This is a genomic window from Lelliottia nimipressuralis (assembly GCF_004402045.1).
Taxonomy (GTDB): Bacteria; Pseudomonadota; Gammaproteobacteria; order Enterobacterales; family Enterobacteriaceae; genus Enterobacter; species Enterobacter chinensis.
The window spans coordinates 158,634-179,571 of record NZ_SOMG01000021.1 but is presented as its reverse complement, the minus strand read 5'-3'; the positions used below and the strand labels follow the sequence as shown (position 1 = coordinate 179,571).

Genomic DNA, 20,938 nt, shown 5'->3' with positions numbered 1-20,938 from the left:
ATTTTGTTATCAATCCGTGTAATAGCTACGGACGATGAATGACGCGCGATAGCATCAGGCTTTCTCCTGAAAATCGGTCGTTTGTAAGGCAATAAAATGAGGATTAATACCCTGCCGTAATGAATATCCGGCATGTTGTACTAAAAAACGATGTTTTGCTTTGACAATCCCCTGCGCTTTTGCGAAAACATTCAAGGAAGAAAAAAAACCGCGTTAACCGTATGCCGCATAGGCATGCACGTAAATGCCATTTTTACCGGGTCAGTGAAATCTACGCATGGCGTGGACAGACGCCATACGTGATGTCGGTGACTGCCTTCGGGCAACGGTCTTCTTACCAACAGAACCCGAATCCGCATCGCGTCTAATACAAAACCAGGCGATGTGATGACTAACGGGTACAGGCTCTGAACAGTGATGTGCACAGGGTCCAGGCAGGAGTAGGGAAGGAATACAGAGAGACAATAATAATGGTAGATAGCAAGAAGCGCCCTGGCAAAGATCTCGACCGTATCGATCGTAACATTCTTAATGAATTGCAAAAGGATGGGCGTATTTCCAACGTCGAGCTTTCAAAACGTGTGGGACTTTCCCCGACGCCGTGCCTTGAGCGTGTGCGCCGACTGGAAAGACAGGGTTTTATTCAGGGCTATACAGCTCTGCTGAACCCGCATTATCTGGATGCCTCACTTCTGGTATTTGTTGAGATTACTCTGAATCGTGGTGCGCCGGATGTGTTTGAGCAATTTAACTCCGCTGTACAAAAACTTGAAGAAATTCAAGAGTGTCACCTGGTTTCCGGTGATTTCGACTACCTGTTGAAAACCCGTGTACCTGATATGTCCGCCTACCGTAAGCTGCTGGGGGAAACCCTGCTGCGTCTGCCAGGCGTGAACGACACCCGTACGTATGTGGTGATGGAAGAGGTCAAACAAAGCAATCGTCTGGTTATTAAGACGCGCTAACACGGAACAGGTGCAAAATCAGCGTAGTTTGATTACACTCCTGTTAATCCATACAGCAACAGTGCCGGGGACTCCCGGCGCTGTTGTCCGTTTTAGCAAACAGGCAGGACATGCCTGATACCTGGAGAGCCTTTTTTGAGCCAGGAATACACTGAAGACAAAGAAGTCACACTATCGAAGCTAAGCAGCGGACGTCGTCTCCTCGAGGCTTTGCTGATTGTTATTGCCCTTTTTGCCGTCTGGCTGATGGCAGCCTTACTCAGTTTCAACCCCTCAGACCCCAGCTGGTCACAAACTGCATGGCATGAGCCTATCCATAATTTAGGCGGCGTACCCGGTGCCTGGCTTGCGGACACGCTGTTTTTCATTTTCGGTGTGATGGCTTACACCCTTCCGGTCATTATCATTGGCGGATGCTGGTTTGCGTGGCGTCATCGTCAGAACGATGATTACATCGACTATTTCGCGGTTTCGCTACGCCTGATTGGTGCACTGGCGCTGATCCTTACCTCATGTGGGCTGGCGGCGATCAATGCGGATGATATCTGGTACTTCGCTTCAGGCGGGGTGATCGGTAGCCTGTTGAGTTCTGCGCTGCAGCCGATGCTTCACAGCAGTGGCGGCACGCTGACGCTGCTGTGCATCTGGGCGGCTGGGCTGACGTTATTCACCGGCTGGTCATGGGTGAGTATTGCCGAAAAAATTGGCAGTTTTATCCTCACCATCCTGACCTTCGCCAGCAACCGCACCCGTCGTGACGATACGTGGGTTGATGAAGATGAGTACGAAGATGAAGAAGACGATGCTCCTGTGCAGCGTCGCGAGTCTCGTCGTGCGCGTATTCTGCGCGGCGCGCTGGCGCGTCGTCAGCGTGTTGCCGAGAAATTTGCTAACCCGCTAGGCCGTAAAACCGATGCAGCGCTCTTCTCCGGTAAACGCATGGATGAAGACGAGCAGGTGGTGTACCGCGCTGCGGGCGCTGCAGTCGATCCTGACGATGTACTCTTCTCCGGTAGTCGGGCCACGCCTGGTGACTTTGACGAATACGATCCGCTGTTAAACGGCCACTCGGTCACCGAGCCGGTTGCAGCAGCCGCAGCCGCGACGACCGCAGCCCAGGCCTATGCCGCGCCTGTTGAAGCCGTGATGCCATCAGCACCAGTTTCACCGCCGGAATCCGTTATTCAGCAGCCTCAGGTAGACTGGCAGACTGCACCCGGTGTTCACACCCCGGAACCGGTTATTGCGCCTGAACCTGAAAGCTACATCCCTGTGCAGCAGGAGCAGTGGCAGCAGCCTTATCAGCCGCAGCAGCCTGCGTATGAACCGCAAGATTACCCGCACTATGAACAACCTGTGGCCCAACCTTATCAGGAGTATGTGCCTGAACCGGTTGAACCTGTTCAGCCTTATGTTGAGCCGCAGTCTGAACCTGAAATCGTGGAAGAGGTAAAACCTTCTCGTCCACCTATGTACTATTTTGAAGAAGTTGAAGAGCGTCGTGCGCGTGAACGCGAGCAACTGGCGGCCTGGTATCAGCCTGTGCCAGAACCGGTACAGGAGCCGGTTATGAAAGCGCCTTCTGTTTCCGTTCCACCAGTCGACCCGACGCCTGCAGTTGCTCCCGTAGCGGAAAGCGTGAAGCAGGCTACCGCGGCCGCTGCCGTGGCTGCACCTGTCTTTAGCCTGGCAACAGGGGGGGCGCCACGTCCTCAGGTGAAGGAGGGGATTGGTCCGCAACTGCCTCGCCCTAACCGAGTTCGCGTTCCAACCCGCCGCGAGCTTGCCTCTTATGGTATCAAGCTGCCTTCCCAGCGTATGGCCGAAGAGAAAGCGCGCGAGCCTGAGTACGAAGATGACGCCGATGAAATGCAGCAAGACGAACTGGCCCGCCAGTTTGCTGCGCAGCAGAATCAACGCTACGGTGAGGAATATCAGCATGATGAGCCTGTGCCGGAAGACGAAGATGACGCGGCAGAAGCCGAATTAGCGCGTCAGTTTGCCGCTACCCAGCAGCAGCGCTATTCCGGTGAACAACCTGCTGGCGCAAATGCGTTCTCGCTGTCGGATTTTGAATTCTCGCCGATGAAAGATCTGGTGGATGATGGCCCGAGCGAGCCTTTATTTACGCCGAGCGTGATGCCGGAAGCTGAGCCTGTGCGCCAGCAACCTGCTCCTGCGCAACAGTCATATGCACCGCAGCCTCAGCAGCCGGCTCCGCAGGCTTACGCACAGCCGCAGCCGCCACAACAACAGCCGCCGCAGTTCCAGCAGCCTGCGCCACAGCCGCAGGAGAGTCTGATTCACCCGCTGCTGATGCGTAACGGTGACAGCCGTCCGCTGCAGCGTCCAAGCACGCCGTTGCCGTCTCTGGATCTGTTAACACCGCCGCCGTCAGAGGTGGAACCGGTCGACACCTTCGCGCTTGAGCAGATGGCGCGTTTGGTGGAAGCCCGCCTGGCTGACTTCCGTATCAAGGCGGATGTGGTGAATTATTCTCCGGGTCCTGTGATCACCCGTTTTGAACTGAACCTGGCGCCTGGCGTAAAAGCCGCGCGTATTTCCAACCTGTCCCGCGACCTGGCACGTTCTCTGTCGACAGTTGCGGTGCGTGTGGTGGAAGTGATACCGGGCAAACCGTATGTTGGACTGGAGTTGCCGAACAAGAAACGTCAGACCGTCTACCTGCGTGAAGTGCTGGATAACACCAAATTCCGCGACAACCCATCTCCGTTGACCGTGGTACTGGGTAAAGATATTGCCGGCGATCCGGTCGTGGCAGACCTCGCGAAAATGCCTCACCTGCTGGTAGCCGGTACCACCGGTTCTGGTAAGTCCGTCGGTGTGAACGCCATGATCCTCAGCATGCTCTATAAAGCGCAGCCGGAAGATGTGCGTTTCATCATGATCGACCCGAAAATGCTCGAACTGTCGGTCTACGAAGGCATCCCACATCTGCTGACCGAAGTGGTAACCGACATGAAAGACGCTGCCAACGCCCTGCGCTGGAGCGTCAATGAGATGGAACGCCGCTACAAGCTGATGTCTGCGTTAGGCGTGCGTAACCTGGCCGGTTATAACGAGAAAATCGCCCAGGCAGTGCGCATGGGACGTCCGATTCCGGATCCTTACTGGAAGCCGGGAGACAGCATGGATGCCCAGCATCCGGTGCTGGAAAAACTGCCTTATATCGTCGTGCTGGTGGATGAGTTTGCTGACCTGATGATGACCGTCGGTAAGAAAGTGGAAGAGTTGATTGCCCGTCTGGCGCAGAAAGCGCGTGCGGCCGGTATTCACCTTGTGCTGGCGACCCAGCGTCCTTCCGTGGACGTTATTACTGGTCTTATCAAAGCGAACATTCCGACGCGTATCGCCTTTACCGTATCGAGTAAAATTGACTCCCGTACCATTCTTGACCAGGGCGGCGCAGAGTCGCTGCTGGGTATGGGTGACATGCTCTATTCCGGCCCGAACTCCACCTCTCCGGTGCGTGTCCATGGTGCGTTCGTCCGTGATGAGGAAGTTCACGCCGTGGTGCAGGACTGGAAAGCGCGCGGTCGTCCACAATACGTTGACGGTATTACCAGCGATACGGAAAGTGAAGGCGGCGGCGGTGGTTTCGACGGCGGTGAAGAGCTGGATCCATTATTCGATCAGGCGGTTAACTTCGTTACCGAAAAACGTAAAGCGTCCATCTCTGGCGTACAGCGTCAATTCCGCATCGGCTATAACCGCGCGGCGCGTATCATCGAACAGATGGAAGCGCAGGGCATTGTGAGTGAGCAGGGGCATAACGGTAACCGCGAGGTGCTGGCACCGCCGCCGTTTGATTAACCTTCCGCGATTGCAAAGAAGGGTAAATCAGCCAAAATTAAGCATTTTCTTCTGTCGCCTGCCCTCGGGCAGGTCCAGAATAGAAGACGGAAACCCCATATCGGGAAGACGTATTTTAAGGAATAACAATGAAAAAAATCGCCATCGCCTGTGCATTACTCACCAGTTTTGTCGCCAGCAGCGTCTGGGCTGATGCAGCCAGCGACCTTAAAAGCCGACTGGATAAAGTAAGCAGCTTCCACGCCACCTTCACGCAAAAAGTGACTGACGGCAGCGGCAATGCGGTGCAGGAAGGCCAGGGAGATTTGTGGGTGAAACGCCCAAATCTGTTTAACTGGCACATGACCCAGCCGGATGAAAGCATCCTGGTGTCTGACGGTAAAACGCTGTGGTTCTTCAACCCGTTCGTTGAGCAGGCAACCGCGACCTGGCTGAAAGATGCCACCAGCAATACACCCTTTATGCTGATTGCCCGCAACCAGTCCAGCGACTGGCAGCAGTACAATATTAAACAGACCGGTGACGAGTTTGTCCTGACGCCGAAAGGCAGCAACGGCAACCTGAAGCAGTTCACCATTAACGTAAGCACCAACGGTACCATTAATCAGTTCGGCGCGGTTGAGCAGGACGATCAGCGCAGCAGCTACCAGCTCAAATCTCAGCAGAACGGCGCCGTTGATGCATCGAAATTCACCTTTACCCCGCCGAAGGGCGTAACGGTGGACGACCAACGTAAGTAAGAGGCGTGAGTGAGCAATCTGTCGCTCGATTTTTCAGATAACGCGTTTCAACCTCTGGCCGCTCGTATGCGGCCAGAAAATTTAGCGCAGTATATCGGCCAGCAGCACCTGCTGGCTGCTGGTAAGCCATTGCCGCGCGCCATTGAGGCCGGACATCTTCACTCCATGATCCTCTGGGGACCGCCCGGCACTGGCAAAACCACGCTTGCGGAAGTGATCGCCCGCTATGCAAACGCGGACGTTGAACGCATCTCGGCGGTCACGTCCGGCGTGAAAGAGATCCGCGAAGCGATCGAGCGTGCGCGGCAGAACCGCAATGCCGGGCGTCGGACCATCCTCTTCGTGGACGAAGTCCACCGATTCAACAAAAGCCAGCAGGATGCCTTCCTGCCGCACATTGAAGACGGCACGATCTTCTTCATCGGCGCGACCACCGAAAACCCGTCGTTTGAACTCAACTCAGCGCTGCTTTCCCGCGCGCGCGTTTACCTCCTTAAATCGCTGACCACAGAGGATATCGAAAAGGTCCTTACTCAGGCGATGGAAGATAAAGCGCGCGGTTACGGTGGGCAGGATATTGTTCTGCCTGACGACACGCGTCGTGCGATTGCGGAGCTGGTCAACGGCGATGCACGTCGGGCGTTGAACACGCTGGAGATGATGGCCGATATGGCCGAAGTCGACGATGCCGGCAAGCGGGTGCTGAAGCCTGAACTGCTTGCCGAAATTGCTGGTGAACGCAGCGCGCGCTTCGATAATAAAGGCGATCGTTTTTACGATTTAATTTCGGCGCTGCATAAGTCCGTGCGCGGCAGCGCACCTGATGCGGCGCTGTACTGGTACGCGCGCATTATCACTGCCGGTGGCGATCCGCTGTATGTTGCGCGCCGCTGCCTGGCGATTGCTTCAGAAGATGTCGGCAATGCTGACCCTCGCGCCATGCAGGTCGCTCTGTCGGCCTGGGACTGTTTCACCCGCGTAGGTCCGGCGGAAGGTGAACGCGCGATTGCGCAGGCGATTGTCTATCTGGCCTGTGCGCCGAAAAGCAATGCCGTCTATACCGCGTTCAAAGCGGCGATGTCTGACGCGCGTGAACGTCCGGACTACGATGTGCCGGTTCACCTGCGTAACGCGCCGACCAAACTGATGAAAGAGATGGGGTATGGGCAGGAGTACCGTTACGCTCATGATGAACCCAATGCCTACGCTGCTGGCGAGGAATATTTCCCGCAGGAGATGGCACAAACGCGCTATTATCACCCCACAAACAGAGGTCTTGAAGGCAAGATTGGTGAAAAGCTCACCTGGCTCGCCGGACAGGATCAAAATAGCCCTATAAAACGCTACCGTTAGTTCAATCGTTGCGGTAATGTTGGCAATGTATCCTTGTGGCCGCAGGCTGTGGTCACATTTTCCTATTTTAATTCGATAAGCACAGGATAAGCATGCTCGATCCCAATCTGCTGCGTAATGAGCCAGACGCAGTCGCTGAAAAACTGGCACGCCGGGGCTTTAAGCTGGATGTAGATAAGCTGCGCGCTCTTGAAGAGCGTCGTAAAGTTCTGCAGGTACAAACTGAAAATCTGCAGGCAGAGCGTAATTCTCGATCGAAATCCATTGGCCAGGCGAAAGCGCGCGGGGAAGATATTGAGCCATTACGCCTGGAAGTGAACAAGCTGGGTGAAGAACTGGATCAGGCGAAAGCTGAGCTGGATGTTCTTCAGACCGAAATTCGTGATATTGCCCTGGCTATTCCGAATATTCCTGACGACAGCGTCCCTGTCGGCAAAGATGAAAACGACAACGTTGAAGTGAAACGCTGGGGTACGCCTCGTGAGTTTGACTTTGACGTGCGCGATCACGTGACGCTGGGCGAAATGCACGCGGGTCTGGACTTTGCGGCAGCGGTTAAGCTGACCGGCTCTCGCTTCGTGGTGATGAAAGGCCAGATTGCTCATCTGCACCGCGCGCTGGCGCAGTTCATGCTGGATCTGCACACCGAGCAGCATGGCTACAGCGAAACCTATGTCCCGTATCTGGTCAACCACGATACGCTGTACGGTACCGGTCAGTTGCCGAAATTTGCCGGCGATCTGTTCCACACCCGTCCGCTGGACGAGGAAGCGGACAGCAGCAACTACGCGCTGATCCCAACGGCGGAAGTGCCGCTGACTAACCTCGTTCGTGATGAGATCATCGACGAAGACGACCTGCCAATTAAACTGACAGCACATTCACCGTGCTTCCGTTCTGAAGCGGGTTCTTACGGTCGCGATACCCGCGGTCTGATCCGTATGCACCAGTTCGATAAAGTTGAAATGGTGCAGATCGTCCGTCCTGAAGAATCCATGGACGCGCTGGAAGAGATGACCGGCCACGCTGAAAAAGTGCTGGAGCTGCTGGGTCTGCCGTACCGTCGTATGGCCCTGTGTACGGGTGATATGGGCTTTGGCGCCTGCAAAACCTTCGATCTGGAAGTGTGGGTCCCTGCGCAGAACACCTACCGTGAAATCTCCTCCTGCTCAAACGTCTGGGATTTCCAGGCGCGTCGTATGCAGGCACGCTGCCGCAGCAAATCTGACAAGAAAACCCGTCTGGTGCATACCCTGAACGGTTCTGGTCTGGCTGTTGGCCGTACGCTGGTTGCCGTGCTGGAAAACTACCAGCAGGCAGATGGCCGCATCGAGATCCCTGAAGTGCTGCGTCCATACATGAAAGGCCAGCAGTACATCGGGTAATTATTTGCTTCAAAACAAAAAAGCGCCTGCGGGCGCTTTTTTTATGCCTCTCAATTGATACGACGCAATACCCCCTCCCTCTAAAGTAGTAATACTGCTGCGAATGAAAGTCAGCATAAAAAGCTGATAACGAAGAAATTCGATATATATAAAACTATATAGCGGTTCGCGCCGCCTCTCTTTTCTTTGTGAGCAACCAAAGTGAGTCTCTATGAAAATCAACGCGCCTGAAGCATTAATGGCTGCCGAGGTCACTCGCCGTGGGTTGATGAAAACCACGGCAATAGGCGGCCTGGCCGTCGCCAGCAGCGCCTTCACGCTTCCTTTCACCCGACTGGCGTCGGCGGCAGATGCACTGTCCCCGGCCACTTCGCCGGAAAAAGTGGTGTGGAGTGCCTGTACCGTAAACTGCGGTAGCCGTTGTCCACTGCGTATGCATGTGGTGGATGGCGAAATTAAATATGTCGAAACCGATAATACCGGCGACGATAATTATGAAGGGTTACATCAGGTTCGTGCTTGTCTGCGCGGCCGTTCCATGCGTCGTCGCGTGTATAACCCGGATCGCCTGAAATACCCCATGAAGCGTGTCGGTAAGCGTGGGGAAGGTAAGTTCGAGCGGATTAGCTGGGATGAAGCCTACGATATTATCGCCACCAATATGCAGCGTCTGATTAAAGAGTACGGCAACGAATCCATCTACCTGAACTACGGTACCGGAACGCTCGGCGGCACGCTGACCCGTTCCTGGCCACCGGGAAAAACGCTGGTCGCGCGCCTGATGAACTGCTGCGGTGGTTATCTTAATCACTACGGTGACTACTCTTCTGCGCAGATCGCTGCTGGCCTGAACTACACCTACGGTGGCTGGGCGGACGGCAACAGCCCGTCCGATATCGAAAACAGTAAGCTGGTCGTCCTGTTCGGTAACAACCCGGGTGAAACGCGTATGAGCGGCGGCGGGGTGACTTACTACCTGGAACAGGCCCGCGCCAAATCCAATGCCCGGATGATCATCATCGATCCGCGCTATACCGATACCGGTGCAGGGCGTGAAGATGAGTGGATCCCTATTCGTCCTGGTACCGATGCGGCACTGGTCTCTGCGCTGGCGTGGGTAATGATCACCGAAAACCTCGTCGATCAGCCGTTCCTGGATAAATACTGTGTCGGTTATGACGAGAAAACGTTGCCAGCCGGTGCGCCTGCCAATGGTCACTACAAGGCGTATATTCTCGGTCAGGGCAGCGACGGCGTGGCGAAAACGCCTGAGTGGGCGTCCACCATTACCGGTATTCCGGTCGAGCGCATTGTTCAGCTGGCGCGTGAGATTGGCTCAGCCAAACCGGCTTACATCAGCCAGGGCTGGGGTCCGCAGCGCCACGCAAACGGTGAAATCGCGACCCGTGCCATCTCCATGCTCTCCATTTTGACCGGCAACGTGGGCATCCATGGTGGGAATACCGGCGCCCGTGAAGGCTCGTATTCGCTGCCGTTTGAACGCATGCCGACCCTGGACAACCCCGTGCAGACCAGCATCTCCATGTTTATGTGGACGGATGCAATCGAACGTGGTCCTGAGATGACCGCGCTGCGCGACGGGGTACGCGGCAAAGACAAGCTGGATGTGCCGATCAAGATGATCTGGAACTATGCCGGTAACTGTCTCATTAACCAGCATTCCGAAATCAACCGTACCCATGAAATCCTGCAGGACGACAAGAAGTGCGAAATGATTGTGGTGATCGACTGCCACATGACCTCCTCGGCAAAATATGCCGATATTTTGCTGCCAGACTGCACCGCCTCTGAGCAAATGGATTTCGCGCTGGATGCTTCCTGCGGCAACATGTCCTACGTGATTTTCACCGATCGGGCCATCAAGCCACGCTTCGAATGTAAAACCATCTATGAGATGACCTCCGAGCTGGCGAAACGTCTTGGCGTTGAGCAGCAGTTTACCGAGGGAAGAACGCAGGAAGGATGGATGCGCCATCTGCACGAACTTTCCCGTAAAGCGATTCCGGACCTGCCGGACTTCGATACCTTCCGCCAGCAGGGAATGTACAAACAGCGTGACCCGGAAGGGCACCACGTGGCGTACAAAGCCTTCCGTGTAGATCCGCAGGCGAATCCGCTGACCACGCCGTCGGGAAAAATCGAAATCTACTCTGAAGAACTGGCAAAAATTGCCTCTACCTGGGAGCTGCCGGAAGGAGATGTTATCGATCCGCTGCCGATCTACACGCCAGGCTTTGAAAACTACAACGATCCGCTGACGGCGAAATTCCCCCTGCAGTTGACCGGTTTCCACTACAAAGCGCGTGTCCACTCCACCTACGGTAACGTCGACGTACTGAAAGCTGCCTGCCGACAGGAGATGTGGATAAACCCGATGGATGCCAAAGCGCGCGGCATCAGCAATGGCGATCGCGTGCGAATCTTTAACGGCCGCGGCGAGGTCCATATTGAAGCCAAAGTGACACCGCGTATGATGCCCGGCGTTGTGGCGCTGGGGGAAGGTGCCTGGTATAGCCCGGATGCAAACCGCATCGATCAGGCTGGCAGTATCAACGTACTGACCACGCAGCGTCCGTCGCCGCTGGCGAAAGGCAACCCATCCCACACAAACCTTGTCCAGGTTGAAAAGGTTTAAGGAGTAACCGATGACAACCCAGTATGGATTTTTTATTGATTCCAGCCGTTGCACCGGGTGCAAAACCTGCGAGCTGGCCTGTAAAGATTACAAAGACCTGACCCCGGACGTGAGCTTCCGCCGCATCTACGAATACGCCGGAGGCGACTGGCAGGAAGATAACGGCGTCTGGCATCAGAACGTCTTTGCGTATTATCTGTCGATTGCCTGCAACCACTGCGAAGATCCTGCCTGCACGAAGGTCTGCCCGAGCGGAGCGATGCACAAGCGCGAAGACGGTTTTGTGGTGGTCGATGAAGATGTCTGCATCGGCTGTCGCTACTGCCATATGGCCTGTCCGTACGGCGCGCCCCAGTACAACGCCGCGAAGGGCCATATGACAAAATGCGACGGCTGCCACACCCGCGTAGCGGATGGCAAAAAGCCGATTTGCGTCGAGTCCTGTCCACTACGCGCGCTGGACTTCGGTCCCATTGAAGAACTGCGTCAAAAACACGGTCAACTTGCTGCAGTGGCACCGCTGCCGTCTGCGCACTTCACGAAGCCGAGTATTGTGATTAAACCTAACGCCAACAGCCGTCCTACAGGTGATACCACCGGCTATCTGGCAAATCCGAAGGAGGTGTGAGATGGGAAGTGGATGGCATGAATGGCCGCTGATGATCTTCACGGTCTTTGGTCAGTGCGTGGCGGGCGGTTTCATTGTGCTCGCACTGGCGTTGTTGAAAGGCAATCTGAATGCCGAGCAGCAACAGCGTCTGGTGCTGAGCATGTTTGGCCTGTGGGTGCTCATGGGGATTGGCTTCATTGCTTCTACGCTGCACCTGGGCTCACCGATGCGCGCGTTTAACTCCCTGAACCGCGTAGGCGCCTCGTCTCTCAGTAACGAGATTGCCAGCGGGGCAATTTTCTTTGCCGTCGGTGGGCTGGGCTGGCTGCTGGCTGCAATGAAGAAGTTGCCGGCGGGTCTGCGCAGCCTGTGGCTGATAGTGACCATGGTGCTGGGCGTGGTGTTCGTGTGGATGATGGTGCGTGTTTATAACACCATCGATACTGTCCCCACCTGGTACAGTGTCTGGACGCCAATGAGCTTCTTCCTGACGATGTTTATCGGCGGGCCGTTGCTGGGTTATCTGCTGCTGCGCGTAGCGGGTGTCGATGGCTGGGCAATGCGTTTGCTGCCTGCCGTTTCGCTGCTGGCGCTGGTGGTGAGTGCTGTTGTTGCCCTGATGCAGGGGGCCGAACTGGCAACCATTCACAGTTCGATTCAGCAGGCCTCTGCCCTGGTGCCGGATTACGGTTCTCTGATGGCCTGGCGTATCGTTCTGCTGGTCGCGGCGTTGGTATTCTGGATTACCCCTCAGCTTAAAGGTTACCAGCCCGCGCTGCCGCTGTTGTCACTGGCCTTCGTGCTGGTACTTGCGGGGGAACTGATTGGTCGTGGGGTATTCTACGGGTTACATATGACCGTGGGTATGGCTATCGCCAGTTAACGTTGTATTTGATTATACAAAGCCGGGCCTGAGCGCCCGGCTTTTTCTTTTTTTCGATCATGAAATTTTTCGACTGTCGTTTTGTTTTAATTTTGGCCATTAATAAATAAAAACAGATACATAATTAATATCTATAGCAGGCGTGGCATTAGCAGGATAAGTTTTTTGAATCGACAGGGAACATATTGTGCGAGCCCGCTAAATCAGTGGATTGACTTTGTTTTTGCCAGTGGCATGATGCGCACGAAATCTGAACTTCCTCACGGCTTTTAATCCATGACCACCTATACCCGGCCAGTGCTTCTGCTGCTCTGTGGCCTGCTGCTGTTGACCCTGGCGATCGCAGTGTTAAATACACTCGTCCCGCTGTGGCTCGCCCATGAAAACTTACCAACCTGGCAGGTGGGTATGGTCAGCTCGTCCTTTTTTACCGGGAACCTGCTGGGCACGCTATTGACCGGAAGCCTGATTAAGCGCTTTGGCTTTAATCGCAGCTATTATCTGGCCTCGCTGATTTTCGCCGCCGGTTGCGCGGGACTCGGCCTGATGGTCGGCTTCTGGAGTTGGATGGTATGGCGCTTTATCGCTGGCGTAGGCTGCGCGATGATTTGGGTGGTCGTTGAAAGTGCGCTGATGTGCAGCGGCACGTCGCGTAACCGCGGACGTCTGCTGGCGGCCTATATGATGGTTTACTATGTGGGTACCGTGCTGGGACAACTGATGGTCAGCAAGCTGCCAACCGACCTGATGAGCGTTCTGCCGTGGGTAACGGGCATGGTGCTGGCCGCTATCCTGCCTCTGCTCTTTACACGTATTGTTAACCAGAACAGCGAACATCAGGAAGCGAGCCACATTTGGCCGATGCTGAGACTTCGTCAGGCGCGTCTGGGCGTTAACGGCTGCATTATCTCCGGGATTGTACTGGGCTCGCTCTATGGCCTGATGCCGCTCTATCTGAATCATCAGGGCGTCAGCGATTCCGGTATAGGCTTTTGGATGGCGGTCATGGTCAGCGCGGGTATTGTCGGACAGTGGCCGATTGGCCGTCTTGCCGATCGCTTCGGTCGCCTGCTGGTGCTGCGCGTTCAGGTCTTCGTGGTGATCATGGGATGCCTCGCCATGCTCAGCAACGCCGCGATGGCACCTGCGCTGTTTATTCTGGGGGCTGCCGGTTTTACGCTCTATCCGGTCGCGATGGCCTGGGCCTGTGAGAAAGTTGAACATCACCAGCTGGTGGCAATGAACCAGGCGCTGCTACTGAGCTATACCATCGGCAGTTTATTAGGGCCGACGTTTACCGCGATGCTGATGCAGAATTATTCTGATAATTTATTATTTATCATGATCGCCAGCGTCTCCTTTATTTATCTCCTGATGCTGCTGCGCAAAGCGGGCGAACACCCAACGCCTGTGGCACATGCCTGATCAATTAAAAGCCAGTCATCGACTGGCTTTTTTGTCCCCATCACATATAAGAGTTTTACGCATTGTTTGTTTATTGCGCCAGGCGATAATTCAGGTGAGTCTATCACTTAAAGGCAGCAATCATGTTTACACGTCGTTTTTCCACTACCGCACTGGCAGTAGTGTTGTCTTTGACGTTTGCTACAGCGCCGGTCATGGCTAACCCTGGAAACGGGAATGGCGGAGGTGGTCACGGTAACAGTGGCGGGCAAGGTAATGGCGGCAATCATGGCAATTCCGGGAATCATGGTAACGGAAATTCCGGTACCCATGGCAATAAACAAAATAATGGACAAGACAATCCGGGTAAATCGAATAAAAGCGTCAGTGATGATGTTAATGCTCGCGTGAGCTTCGATCACGCACGTCATCTGGCACTGAACTATGGGTTAACGGGGTATGAATCACTGCCTCCTGGCATTGCGAAAAACCTCGCACGCGGTAAACCGCTGCCTCCGGGCATTGCGAAGAAAACCGTGCCGGCTTCTATGTTGGGCCAGCTTCCTTCCTATCCTGGCTATGAATGGCGGGTAGTGGGTGACGATCTGGTCTTAATTGCGCTGAGTACTGCAATTGTGACTACCGTTATTAACGGCGTCTTTAAATAGAATATAAAAAGGCCCGGTTTTCACCGGGCCTTTCTTTAATACATCACCTTGTGGCCGTACTGTTCAAGAATACCTTTGACGCGTTCCATCGTCTCTTTCTTCGGCGGCTTCACGCCATCGAGTTTGTACTCTTCGCCCATTGCTACCCATTTATGTTTACCCAGCTCGTGATAGGGCAGAAGTTCGATTTTCTCGACGTTGCCCATGTCGCGGGTAAATTCTCCCAGACGGTGTGCGGAGTCGTCGTCATCTGACCAGCCAGGAACCACCACATAGCGGATCCAGGTTTTGATGCCTTTATCGGCAATGTATTTGGCGAATTCCAGCGTGCGGTGGTTAGAGACGCCAACCAGGTTCTGGTGGATCTCATCGTTCATTTGCTTGAGATCGAGCATGACCAGATCGGTTACTTCGAGCAATTCGTCAATAACCGGGTCGTAGCGGCGCACAAAGCCATTAGTATCCAGGCAGGTATGAATACCTTCTTTGCGGCAGGCGCGGAACCAGTCGCGAACAAACTCGGCCTGAAGAATAGCCTCGCCGCCGGATGCGGTTACACCGCCGCCGGACGCGTTCATAAAGTGGCGATAGGTCACCACCTCTTTCATCAATTCTTCAACGGTCACTTCTTTCCCGCCATGCGTATCCCAGGTGTCACGGTTATGGCAGTACAGGCAGCGCATCAGGCAGCCCTGGAAAAAGGTAATAAAGCGGATACCCGGGCCATCGACGGTGCCACAGGATTCAAAGGAGTGAATGCGACCAATAGTTGACATTGCGGTGATATCTCCAGCATCGGCCCGTCCGGGGCCTGAGTATGCACAGCTCAAAACCGGCTGTGTTGAAGTCTGTTTTGGCTGATATCCATTGAGTATAGATAGCGGACAAAAGAGACTGAGGTGGAGAGGGTGCTAAAAAGGCCCCACTGACGTGGAGCCTTTATTGTACGCTTTTTAACGCGTGATTTCAGTCAATTCCAGTTAAATGGACTGAGTGAAAGTACGGGTGATAACGTCCTGCTGCTGTTCTTTAGTCAGGGAGTTAAAACGTACTGCGTAGCCAGATACGCGGATGGTCAGCTGAGGATATTTCTCAGGATGTTCCATCGCGTCGAGCAGCATTTCACGGTTCATCACGTTCACGTTCAGGTGCTGACCACCTTCGATGGACGCTTCGTGGTGGAAGTAACCATCCATCAGACCCGCGAGGTTAGTTTTACGCACTTCGTCGTCTTTACCCAGCGCATTTGGCACGATAGAGAAGGTGTAAGAGATACCATCTTTCGCGTAAGCAAACGGCAGTTTAGCAACGGAAGTCAGAGAGGCTACAGCACCTTTCTGGTCACGACCGTGCATTGGGTTAGCACCTGGGCCGAATGGCGCGCCAGCACGACGACCGTCTGGAGTGTTACCGGTTTTCTTACCATACACTACGTTAGAGGTGATGGTCAGAACAGACTGAGTCGGGATAGCGTTACGGTAAGTAGTCAGTTTCTGAATTTTCTTCATGAAACGTTCTACCAGGTCAACCGCCATGTCATCAACGCGAGAATCGTTGTTACCAAACTGCGGGTATTCGCCTTCGATTTCGAAGTCTACAGCCAGGCCGTCTTCGTCACGAACTGGTTTAACTTTCGCATATTTGATAGCAGACAGGGAGTCAGCAGCAACGGACAGACCTGCGATACCACACGCCATGGTGCGAACGACGTCACGGTCGTGCAGCGCCATCAGAGAGGCCTCGTAGCTGTACTTGTCGTGCATGTAGTGGATAACGTTCAGTGCAGTGACGTACTGTTTAGCCAGCCAGTCCATGAAGTGATCCATACGCTCCATCACTTCGTCGAACTTCAGAACGTCGCCTTTGATTGGTTCAGACTTAGGACCAACCTGCATTTTCAGTTTTTCATCAACGCCGCCGTTGATTGCATACAGCATGGTTTTCGCCAGGTTTGCACGCGCACCGAAGAACTGCATTTGTTTACCAACGACCATTGGGCTTACGCAGCAAGCGATAGCGTAGTCATCGTTGTTGAAGTCCGGACGCATCAGGTCATCGTTCTCGTACTGCAGAGAAGAGGTGTCGATAGACACTTTAGCGGCGAATTTCTTGAAGTTCAGAGGCAGTTTTTCAGACCACAGAACGGTGATGTTTGGCTCCGGAGAAGGCCCCATGGTGTACAGGGTATTCAGGAAGCGGAAGCTGTTTTTGGTAACCAGCGTACGGCCATCAACGCCCATACCACCGATTGATTCAGTTGCCCAGATTGGGTCACCGGAGAACAGCTCATCGTATTCAGGAGTACGCAGGAAGCGAACCATACGCAGTTTCATGACCAGGTGGTCAATCATTTCCTGAGCGTCTTGCTCGGTGATTTTGCCTGCTTTGATGTCGCGTTCGATGTAGGCATCCAGGAAGGTGGATACGCGACCGAAGGACATTGCTGCGCCGTTCTGAGACTTAACCGCGGCCAGGTAGCCGAAGTAGGTCCACTGGATAGCTTCCTGAGCGTTGGTAGCAGGACCAGAGATGTCGCAGCCATACTTCGCAGCCATCTCTTTGATCTGACCCAGCGCGCGGTGCTGTTCGGCGATTTCTTCACGCAGACGGATAGTCGCTTCCAGGTTTACGCCGTTTTCCAGGTCAGACTGCAGGGAAACGAATTGGGCGTATTTGTCTTTCAGCAGGAAGTCGATACCGTACAGTGCAACACGACGGTAGTCACCAATGATACGGCCACGGCCATATGCATCTGGCAGACCAGTCAGAACACCAGATTTACGGCAGTTCAGAATGTCTTTGGTGTAAACATCAAATACACCCTGGTTGTGGGTTTTGCGGTATTCGGTGAAGATTTTTTTCAGCATTGGGTCCAGCTCGCGGTTATACGCTTTGCAGGAACCTTCAACCATTTTGATACCACCGAACGGAATAATTGCGCGTTTCAGTGGTGCTTCAGTCTGCAGACCAACGATTTTCTCAAGGGCTTTGTTGATGTAGCCAGCATCGTGAGAAGTGATGGTGGAAGCAACGGAGGTGTCAAAATCAACTGGCGCGTGAGTGCGGTTTTCCAGTTTAACGCCTTCCATTACGCTGTCCCACAGCTTGGTGGTCGCATCAGTTGCGCCAGCCAGGAAGGATTCGTCACCTTCATACGGGGTATAGTTTTTCTGAATGAAGTCACGTACGTTTACTTCATTCTGCCAGTCACCTTTCGCAAAACCTTCCCAGGCTGTGGCTAACTTTTCATTAAGCTCGGACATGTAACACCTACCTTCTTAAGTGGATTTTTTATTTACTGCCTGAGAAAACCATCAATGATGATCGTCGCCACGCAGGTAAATGACCCAGTATGTCAACCCAACTAACAGACCCCCACCGATAATGTTCCCGATAGTGACAGGGATCAGGTTATCAGTAATGAAATTCATAATAGTCAGGTGAGAGAAACTTTCCGGGGATGAACCAACTGCGGTCCAGAACTCCGGGCTCGCAAAGTCGCGGATGACAATGCCCATTGGGATCATGAACATATTCGCGATACTGTGCTCAAAGCCGCTGGCAACAAACATCGCAACCGGCAGAACCATAATTAAGGCTTTGTCCATCAGGCTACGACCGGAGTAGCTCATCCATACAGCCAGGCAGACCATGAGGTTAGCGAGGATGCCGAGAGCAACGGCTTCGATAAATGTGTGGTGCATTTTGTGGTCGGCGGTTTGCAGGACGTTAAGCCCCCAGCCACCGTTGGCGGTCATGTACTCGCCAGAAAGCCACATCAACAAAACAAAGAGCAGACAGCCAACCAGGTTACCCACGTAGACGTTAAGCCAGTTACGTGCCAGCTGACCCCAGGTGATTCTTCCGCTGGCCTTTGCCACGACAATCAACACCGTTGAGGTGAAGAGGTCGGCACCGCAGATAACGCAAAGAATCAGACCCAGTGAGAAGCATATGCCGCCAATCAGTTTGGCCATGCCGAAAGACATACCAGCAGTACCGGTAGTGGCGGTGATGTAGAAGACGAAAGCGATAGAGATGAACACACCAGCCGTGATCGCCAGATAGAACGTCTTCATCGGGTGTTTCGTTGCTTTATAGACACCCGCTTCTTCGGCAACTTTGGCCATCGCAGCGGGGAGTAAAAGATCAAAAGGGTTGTCAGCTTTCACACTAACTCTCTCTTTATTAAGTCGGCGACGAGATACTAACAAAGCATTATAGAAGAGAAATTGATATAGATCATATCTCGCCTGGCTTATAGGCCCGCAGTATGTATGGTTTTACAACAAATGCGGAGTAAGTATTTGATTATCCGTATAAAAATAAATTTTAAAAGTTATGAAAAGAGTTGAATTTTTTCGTTCAGCCACCTCTGAAACAGTTAATTAATATGGAGTATTTACCATAAATAGTAACAGTAAAGCTCAGGTAAATATTATTATATTTACCCATGTTTAACTTTATTATTACAATCAACAGTCATTGCCGAAGAAAATAAAAAACGGGGCAATGAAATTGCCCCGTAATATAGCCCAGACGATTGAATACGCCTACTGCTGGTAATGTTATGTGCGCTTATTTTGACCAGTAAGCGGTTTTCGCTTTCTGCAGCTTTTCGTAGGCCTTCAACAGTGACTGATGGGCAGGGAAGGCTTTCAGATCGCTATCAACAGCCTGCAGACCATAGAATGGCTCTTCGCCACTCAGGGCCGCGCTGGCTGCTTCCACGGCCTCTGCACCGTACATACGTACGAAAGCATTCAGATATTGCAGCGGCTCGCGATCGTCTTCCTGTGCCAGCAGCAACAGCGTTTGCAGGCAGCGGTAATAATTGGTGCGCTCGGCAGAGAAAACTGACTGATTGAACTCCATGGTCCACTCGGTCCAGGCCAGGGCCTGATCCAGGTCGCCACCCGCCAGAGCCAGCATCGCTTTCAGCTCACCGATACGCAGGGTATACCAGCCGTTGTCTTTACCGGTCGCCAGACCCAGCAGTTCACGTACGCGTGTGAAGTCATCGTGGCCTTCCTCGTCCAGCTGGGCGACCAGGTTCAGATAATCTTCTTTCTCCCATTCACTGCCTGGGAGAGCCAGCAGCGTTTCACGCAGATGCGCGCCCATGCTGTTATTCGCCAGCCACAGATCTTCAGCCGGGTAGATGTCGGACATGCCAGGAACAATAATGCGGCACGCGTAGACGCCAAGGTGCTCGTAGTCGGCGATATAGACGTCCTGGTCTTCGGCTTTGAAAATAGCCATCAGCGTAGCGAATTCTTCTTCCGTGGTACCGGCAAAGCTCCAGTCCACGAACGGATAGTCGGCGTCCTGTTTGAACATATCCCAGGAGATCAAACCGCTGGAGTCAATGAAGTGGGTTTCGAGGTTGGTATGCTCGGCAACTTCTTCATCGTCAAACGTTGGCGGGGTGAACACGTCGAGATCTTTCAGGCTACGGCCCTGCAGCAGCTCGGTAACGGTACGCTCCAGCGCCACGCCGAAGTCCGGGTGCGCGCCGAAGGAGGCGAAACAGGTGCCGTTGGCCGGGTTAAACAGTACAACGCAGATAACCGGGTACTTACCGCCCAGCGAGCCGTCGTAGGCAAAGATTGGGAAACCTTCTGCTTCCAGTTTGGCGATGGACTCCACTACGCCCGGGTAGCGCGCCAGCACGTCTGCCGGAATTTCAGGCAGGCTGATGGATTCGGCAATAATGCGGTTTTTAATGTGGCGTTCGAAGACTTCAGACAGACCCTGCACGCGGGCTTCATTGCGGGTGTTACCGGCGGACATGCCGTTGGACACATACAGGTTGCCTACGATGTTCATCGGAATATAGACGGTCTGCTCATCAGACTGACGGGTAAACGGCAGGGCGCAAATACCGCGATCTTCGTTACCGGACTGCAGATCGATCAGCATGCTGGCCGTCAGTTCGTTGTCGGGATCGTAGAAGGCACGCAGGCGAGTGTCGAGAATACCTTCCGGCAGTTCGTCGTCTTCGGTCAGCGGGAACCATTTTTCATTTGGATAGTGAACGAACGGGCCGTTAGCGATGGTCTCACCCAGCCAGAAGTCAGCGAAGAAATAGTTGGTGGACAGACGCTCAAAGTACTCACCCAGCGCAGAGGCCAGTGCCGCTTTTTTTGTCGCGCCTTTACCGTTGGTAAAGCACAGGGCACAGTCTTTATCGCGAATATGCACGGACCAGACATGAGGCACCGGATTGAGCCAGGAGGCTTCTTCGATGTTAAAACCCAGGTCGGTCAGTTTCTGCTGGAAGCGAGCGATGGAATCTTCCAGAGCGGCGTCTTTGCCGGGGATAAACGTTTGAGTCATGGCGTTCACTTTTATCGTACGTAAAGCGCGCAATGATACGGGTTTTGCGTGACAGGTGCTATCTTCGGCGAAAATAAAAGCCTGAGCTATGCTTACATTCA

Annotated in this window: 14 protein-coding genes; 10 read left to right on the top strand and 4 right to left on the bottom strand. The window is 53.7% G+C overall.

All coding sequences use genetic code 11. From position 1 onward, the window contains the following. Positions 1-470 precede the first annotated feature (470 nt). The 10 genes from lrp (at position 471) to E3U32_RS13810 (ending at position 14,498) form a co-directional block, all read left to right on the top strand. Positions 471-965, top strand: coding sequence for a leucine-responsive transcriptional regulator Lrp (lrp, locus tag E3U32_RS13860; protein WP_002439523.1), 495 nt, complete (start codon positions 471-473; stop codon positions 963-965). 135 nt (positions 966-1,100) lie between these two features. Next, positions 1,101-4,799 carry a DNA translocase FtsK 4TM domain-containing protein gene (locus tag E3U32_RS13855; protein ID WP_134349247.1) on the top strand — a complete coding sequence of 1,233 codons (3,699 nt, stop codon included), beginning with the start codon at positions 1,101-1,103 and terminating at the stop codon, positions 4,797-4,799. A 128-nt stretch (positions 4,800-4,927) separates the two neighbouring features. Then, positions 4,928-5,539: an outer membrane lipoprotein chaperone LolA gene (gene lolA, locus E3U32_RS13850; RefSeq protein WP_134349246.1), complete on the top strand. Its 612-nt coding sequence runs from the start codon at positions 4,928-4,930 to the stop codon at positions 5,537-5,539. A gap of 9 nt (positions 5,540-5,548) precedes the next feature. Beyond that, positions 5,549-6,892 (top strand): replication-associated recombination protein RarA, encoded by a 1,344-nt coding sequence (rarA, locus tag E3U32_RS13845; RefSeq protein WP_134349245.1) that lies wholly within the window; start codon positions 5,549-5,551, stop codon positions 6,890-6,892. Between the two features lie 92 nt (positions 6,893-6,984). After that, positions 6,985-8,277: a serine--tRNA ligase gene (gene serS, locus E3U32_RS13840; RefSeq protein WP_134349244.1), complete on the top strand. Its 1,293-nt coding sequence runs from the start codon at positions 6,985-6,987 to the stop codon at positions 8,275-8,277. 211 nt (positions 8,278-8,488) lie between these two features. Beyond that, positions 8,489-10,933 (top strand): dimethylsulfoxide reductase subunit A, encoded by a 2,445-nt coding sequence (gene dmsA, locus E3U32_RS13835; RefSeq protein WP_134349243.1) that lies wholly within the window; start codon positions 8,489-8,491, stop codon positions 10,931-10,933. A 10-nt stretch (positions 10,934-10,943) separates the two neighbouring features. Further along, positions 10,944-11,561 carry a DMSO/selenate family reductase complex B subunit gene (locus E3U32_RS13830; protein ID WP_021240882.1) on the top strand — a complete coding sequence of 206 codons (618 nt, stop codon included), beginning with the start codon at positions 10,944-10,946 and terminating at the stop codon, positions 11,559-11,561. 1 nt (position 11,562) lies between these two features. Then, entirely contained in the window at positions 11,563-12,426 is an 864-nt protein-coding gene (locus E3U32_RS13825) for a dimethyl sulfoxide reductase anchor subunit family protein (RefSeq protein ID WP_134349242.1), read from the top strand. A 276-nt stretch (positions 12,427-12,702) separates the two neighbouring features. Then, positions 12,703-13,851: an MFS transporter gene (locus E3U32_RS13815; protein ID WP_134349240.1), complete on the top strand. Its 1,149-nt coding sequence runs from the start codon at positions 12,703-12,705 to the stop codon at positions 13,849-13,851. Positions 13,852-13,973: 122 nt separating this feature from the next. Further along, positions 13,974-14,498 (top strand): anti-virulence regulator CigR family protein, encoded by a 525-nt coding sequence (locus E3U32_RS13810; RefSeq protein WP_134349239.1) that lies wholly within the window; start codon positions 13,974-13,976, stop codon positions 14,496-14,498. Between the two features lie 35 nt (positions 14,499-14,533). Here E3U32_RS13810 and pflA read toward each other — a convergent pair whose 3' ends face one another. The 4 genes from pflA to ycaO form a co-directional block, all read right to left on the bottom strand. After that, complete coding sequence (gene pflA / locus E3U32_RS13805; RefSeq protein WP_134349238.1) at positions 14,534-15,274, bottom strand: pyruvate formate lyase 1-activating protein; 741 nt, start codon at positions 15,272-15,274, stop codon at positions 14,534-14,536. A 204-nt stretch (positions 15,275-15,478) separates the two neighbouring features. After that, positions 15,479-17,761 (bottom strand): formate C-acetyltransferase, encoded by a 2,283-nt coding sequence (pflB, locus tag E3U32_RS13800; RefSeq protein ID WP_134349237.1) that lies wholly within the window; start codon positions 17,759-17,761, stop codon positions 15,479-15,481. Between the two features lie 51 nt (positions 17,762-17,812). Beyond that, a complete protein-coding gene (focA, locus tag E3U32_RS13795; RefSeq protein WP_134349236.1) occupies positions 17,813-18,670 on the bottom strand; it encodes a formate transporter FocA in 858 nt (285 codons plus the stop codon). Between the two features lie 406 nt (positions 18,671-19,076). Further along, positions 19,077-20,837, bottom strand: a complete 1,761-nt coding sequence (ycaO, locus tag E3U32_RS13790) for a 30S ribosomal protein S12 methylthiotransferase accessory factor YcaO (RefSeq protein ID WP_134349235.1) — start codon at positions 20,835-20,837, stop codon at positions 19,077-19,079. Between the last annotated feature and the right edge of the window lie 101 nt (positions 20,838-20,938).

Excerpts from the sequence above, each read along its gene's own strand:
- lrp (WP_002439523.1), top strand. The coding sequence starts at position 471 with ATGGTAGATAGCAAGAAGCGCCCTGGCAAAGATCTCGACCGTATCGAT.
- lolA (WP_134349246.1), top strand. The coding sequence starts at position 4,928 with ATGAAAAAAATCGCCATCGCCTGTGCATTACTCACCAGTTTTGTCGCC.
- serS (WP_134349244.1), top strand. The coding sequence starts at position 6,985 with ATGCTCGATCCCAATCTGCTGCGTAATGAGCCAGACGCAGTCGCTGAA.
- dmsA (WP_134349243.1), top strand. The coding sequence starts at position 8,489 with ATGAAAATCAACGCGCCTGAAGCATTAATGGCTGCCGAGGTCACTCGC.
- E3U32_RS13830 (WP_021240882.1), top strand. The coding sequence starts at position 10,944 with ATGACAACCCAGTATGGATTTTTTATTGATTCCAGCCGTTGCACCGGG.
- E3U32_RS13825 (WP_134349242.1), top strand. The coding sequence starts at position 11,563 with ATGGGAAGTGGATGGCATGAATGGCCGCTGATGATCTTCACGGTCTTT.
- E3U32_RS13815 (WP_134349240.1), top strand. The coding sequence starts at position 12,703 with ATGACCACCTATACCCGGCCAGTGCTTCTGCTGCTCTGTGGCCTGCTG.
- E3U32_RS13810 (WP_134349239.1), top strand. The coding sequence starts at position 13,974 with ATGTTTACACGTCGTTTTTCCACTACCGCACTGGCAGTAGTGTTGTCT.
- pflA (WP_134349238.1), bottom strand. The coding sequence starts at position 15,274 with ATGTCAACTATTGGTCGCATTCACTCCTTTGAATCCTGTGGCACCGTC.
- pflB (WP_134349237.1), bottom strand. The coding sequence starts at position 17,761 with ATGTCCGAGCTTAATGAAAAGTTAGCCACAGCCTGGGAAGGTTTTGCG.
- ycaO (WP_134349235.1), bottom strand. The coding sequence starts at position 20,837 with ATGACTCAAACGTTTATCCCCGGCAAAGACGCCGCTCTGGAAGATTCC.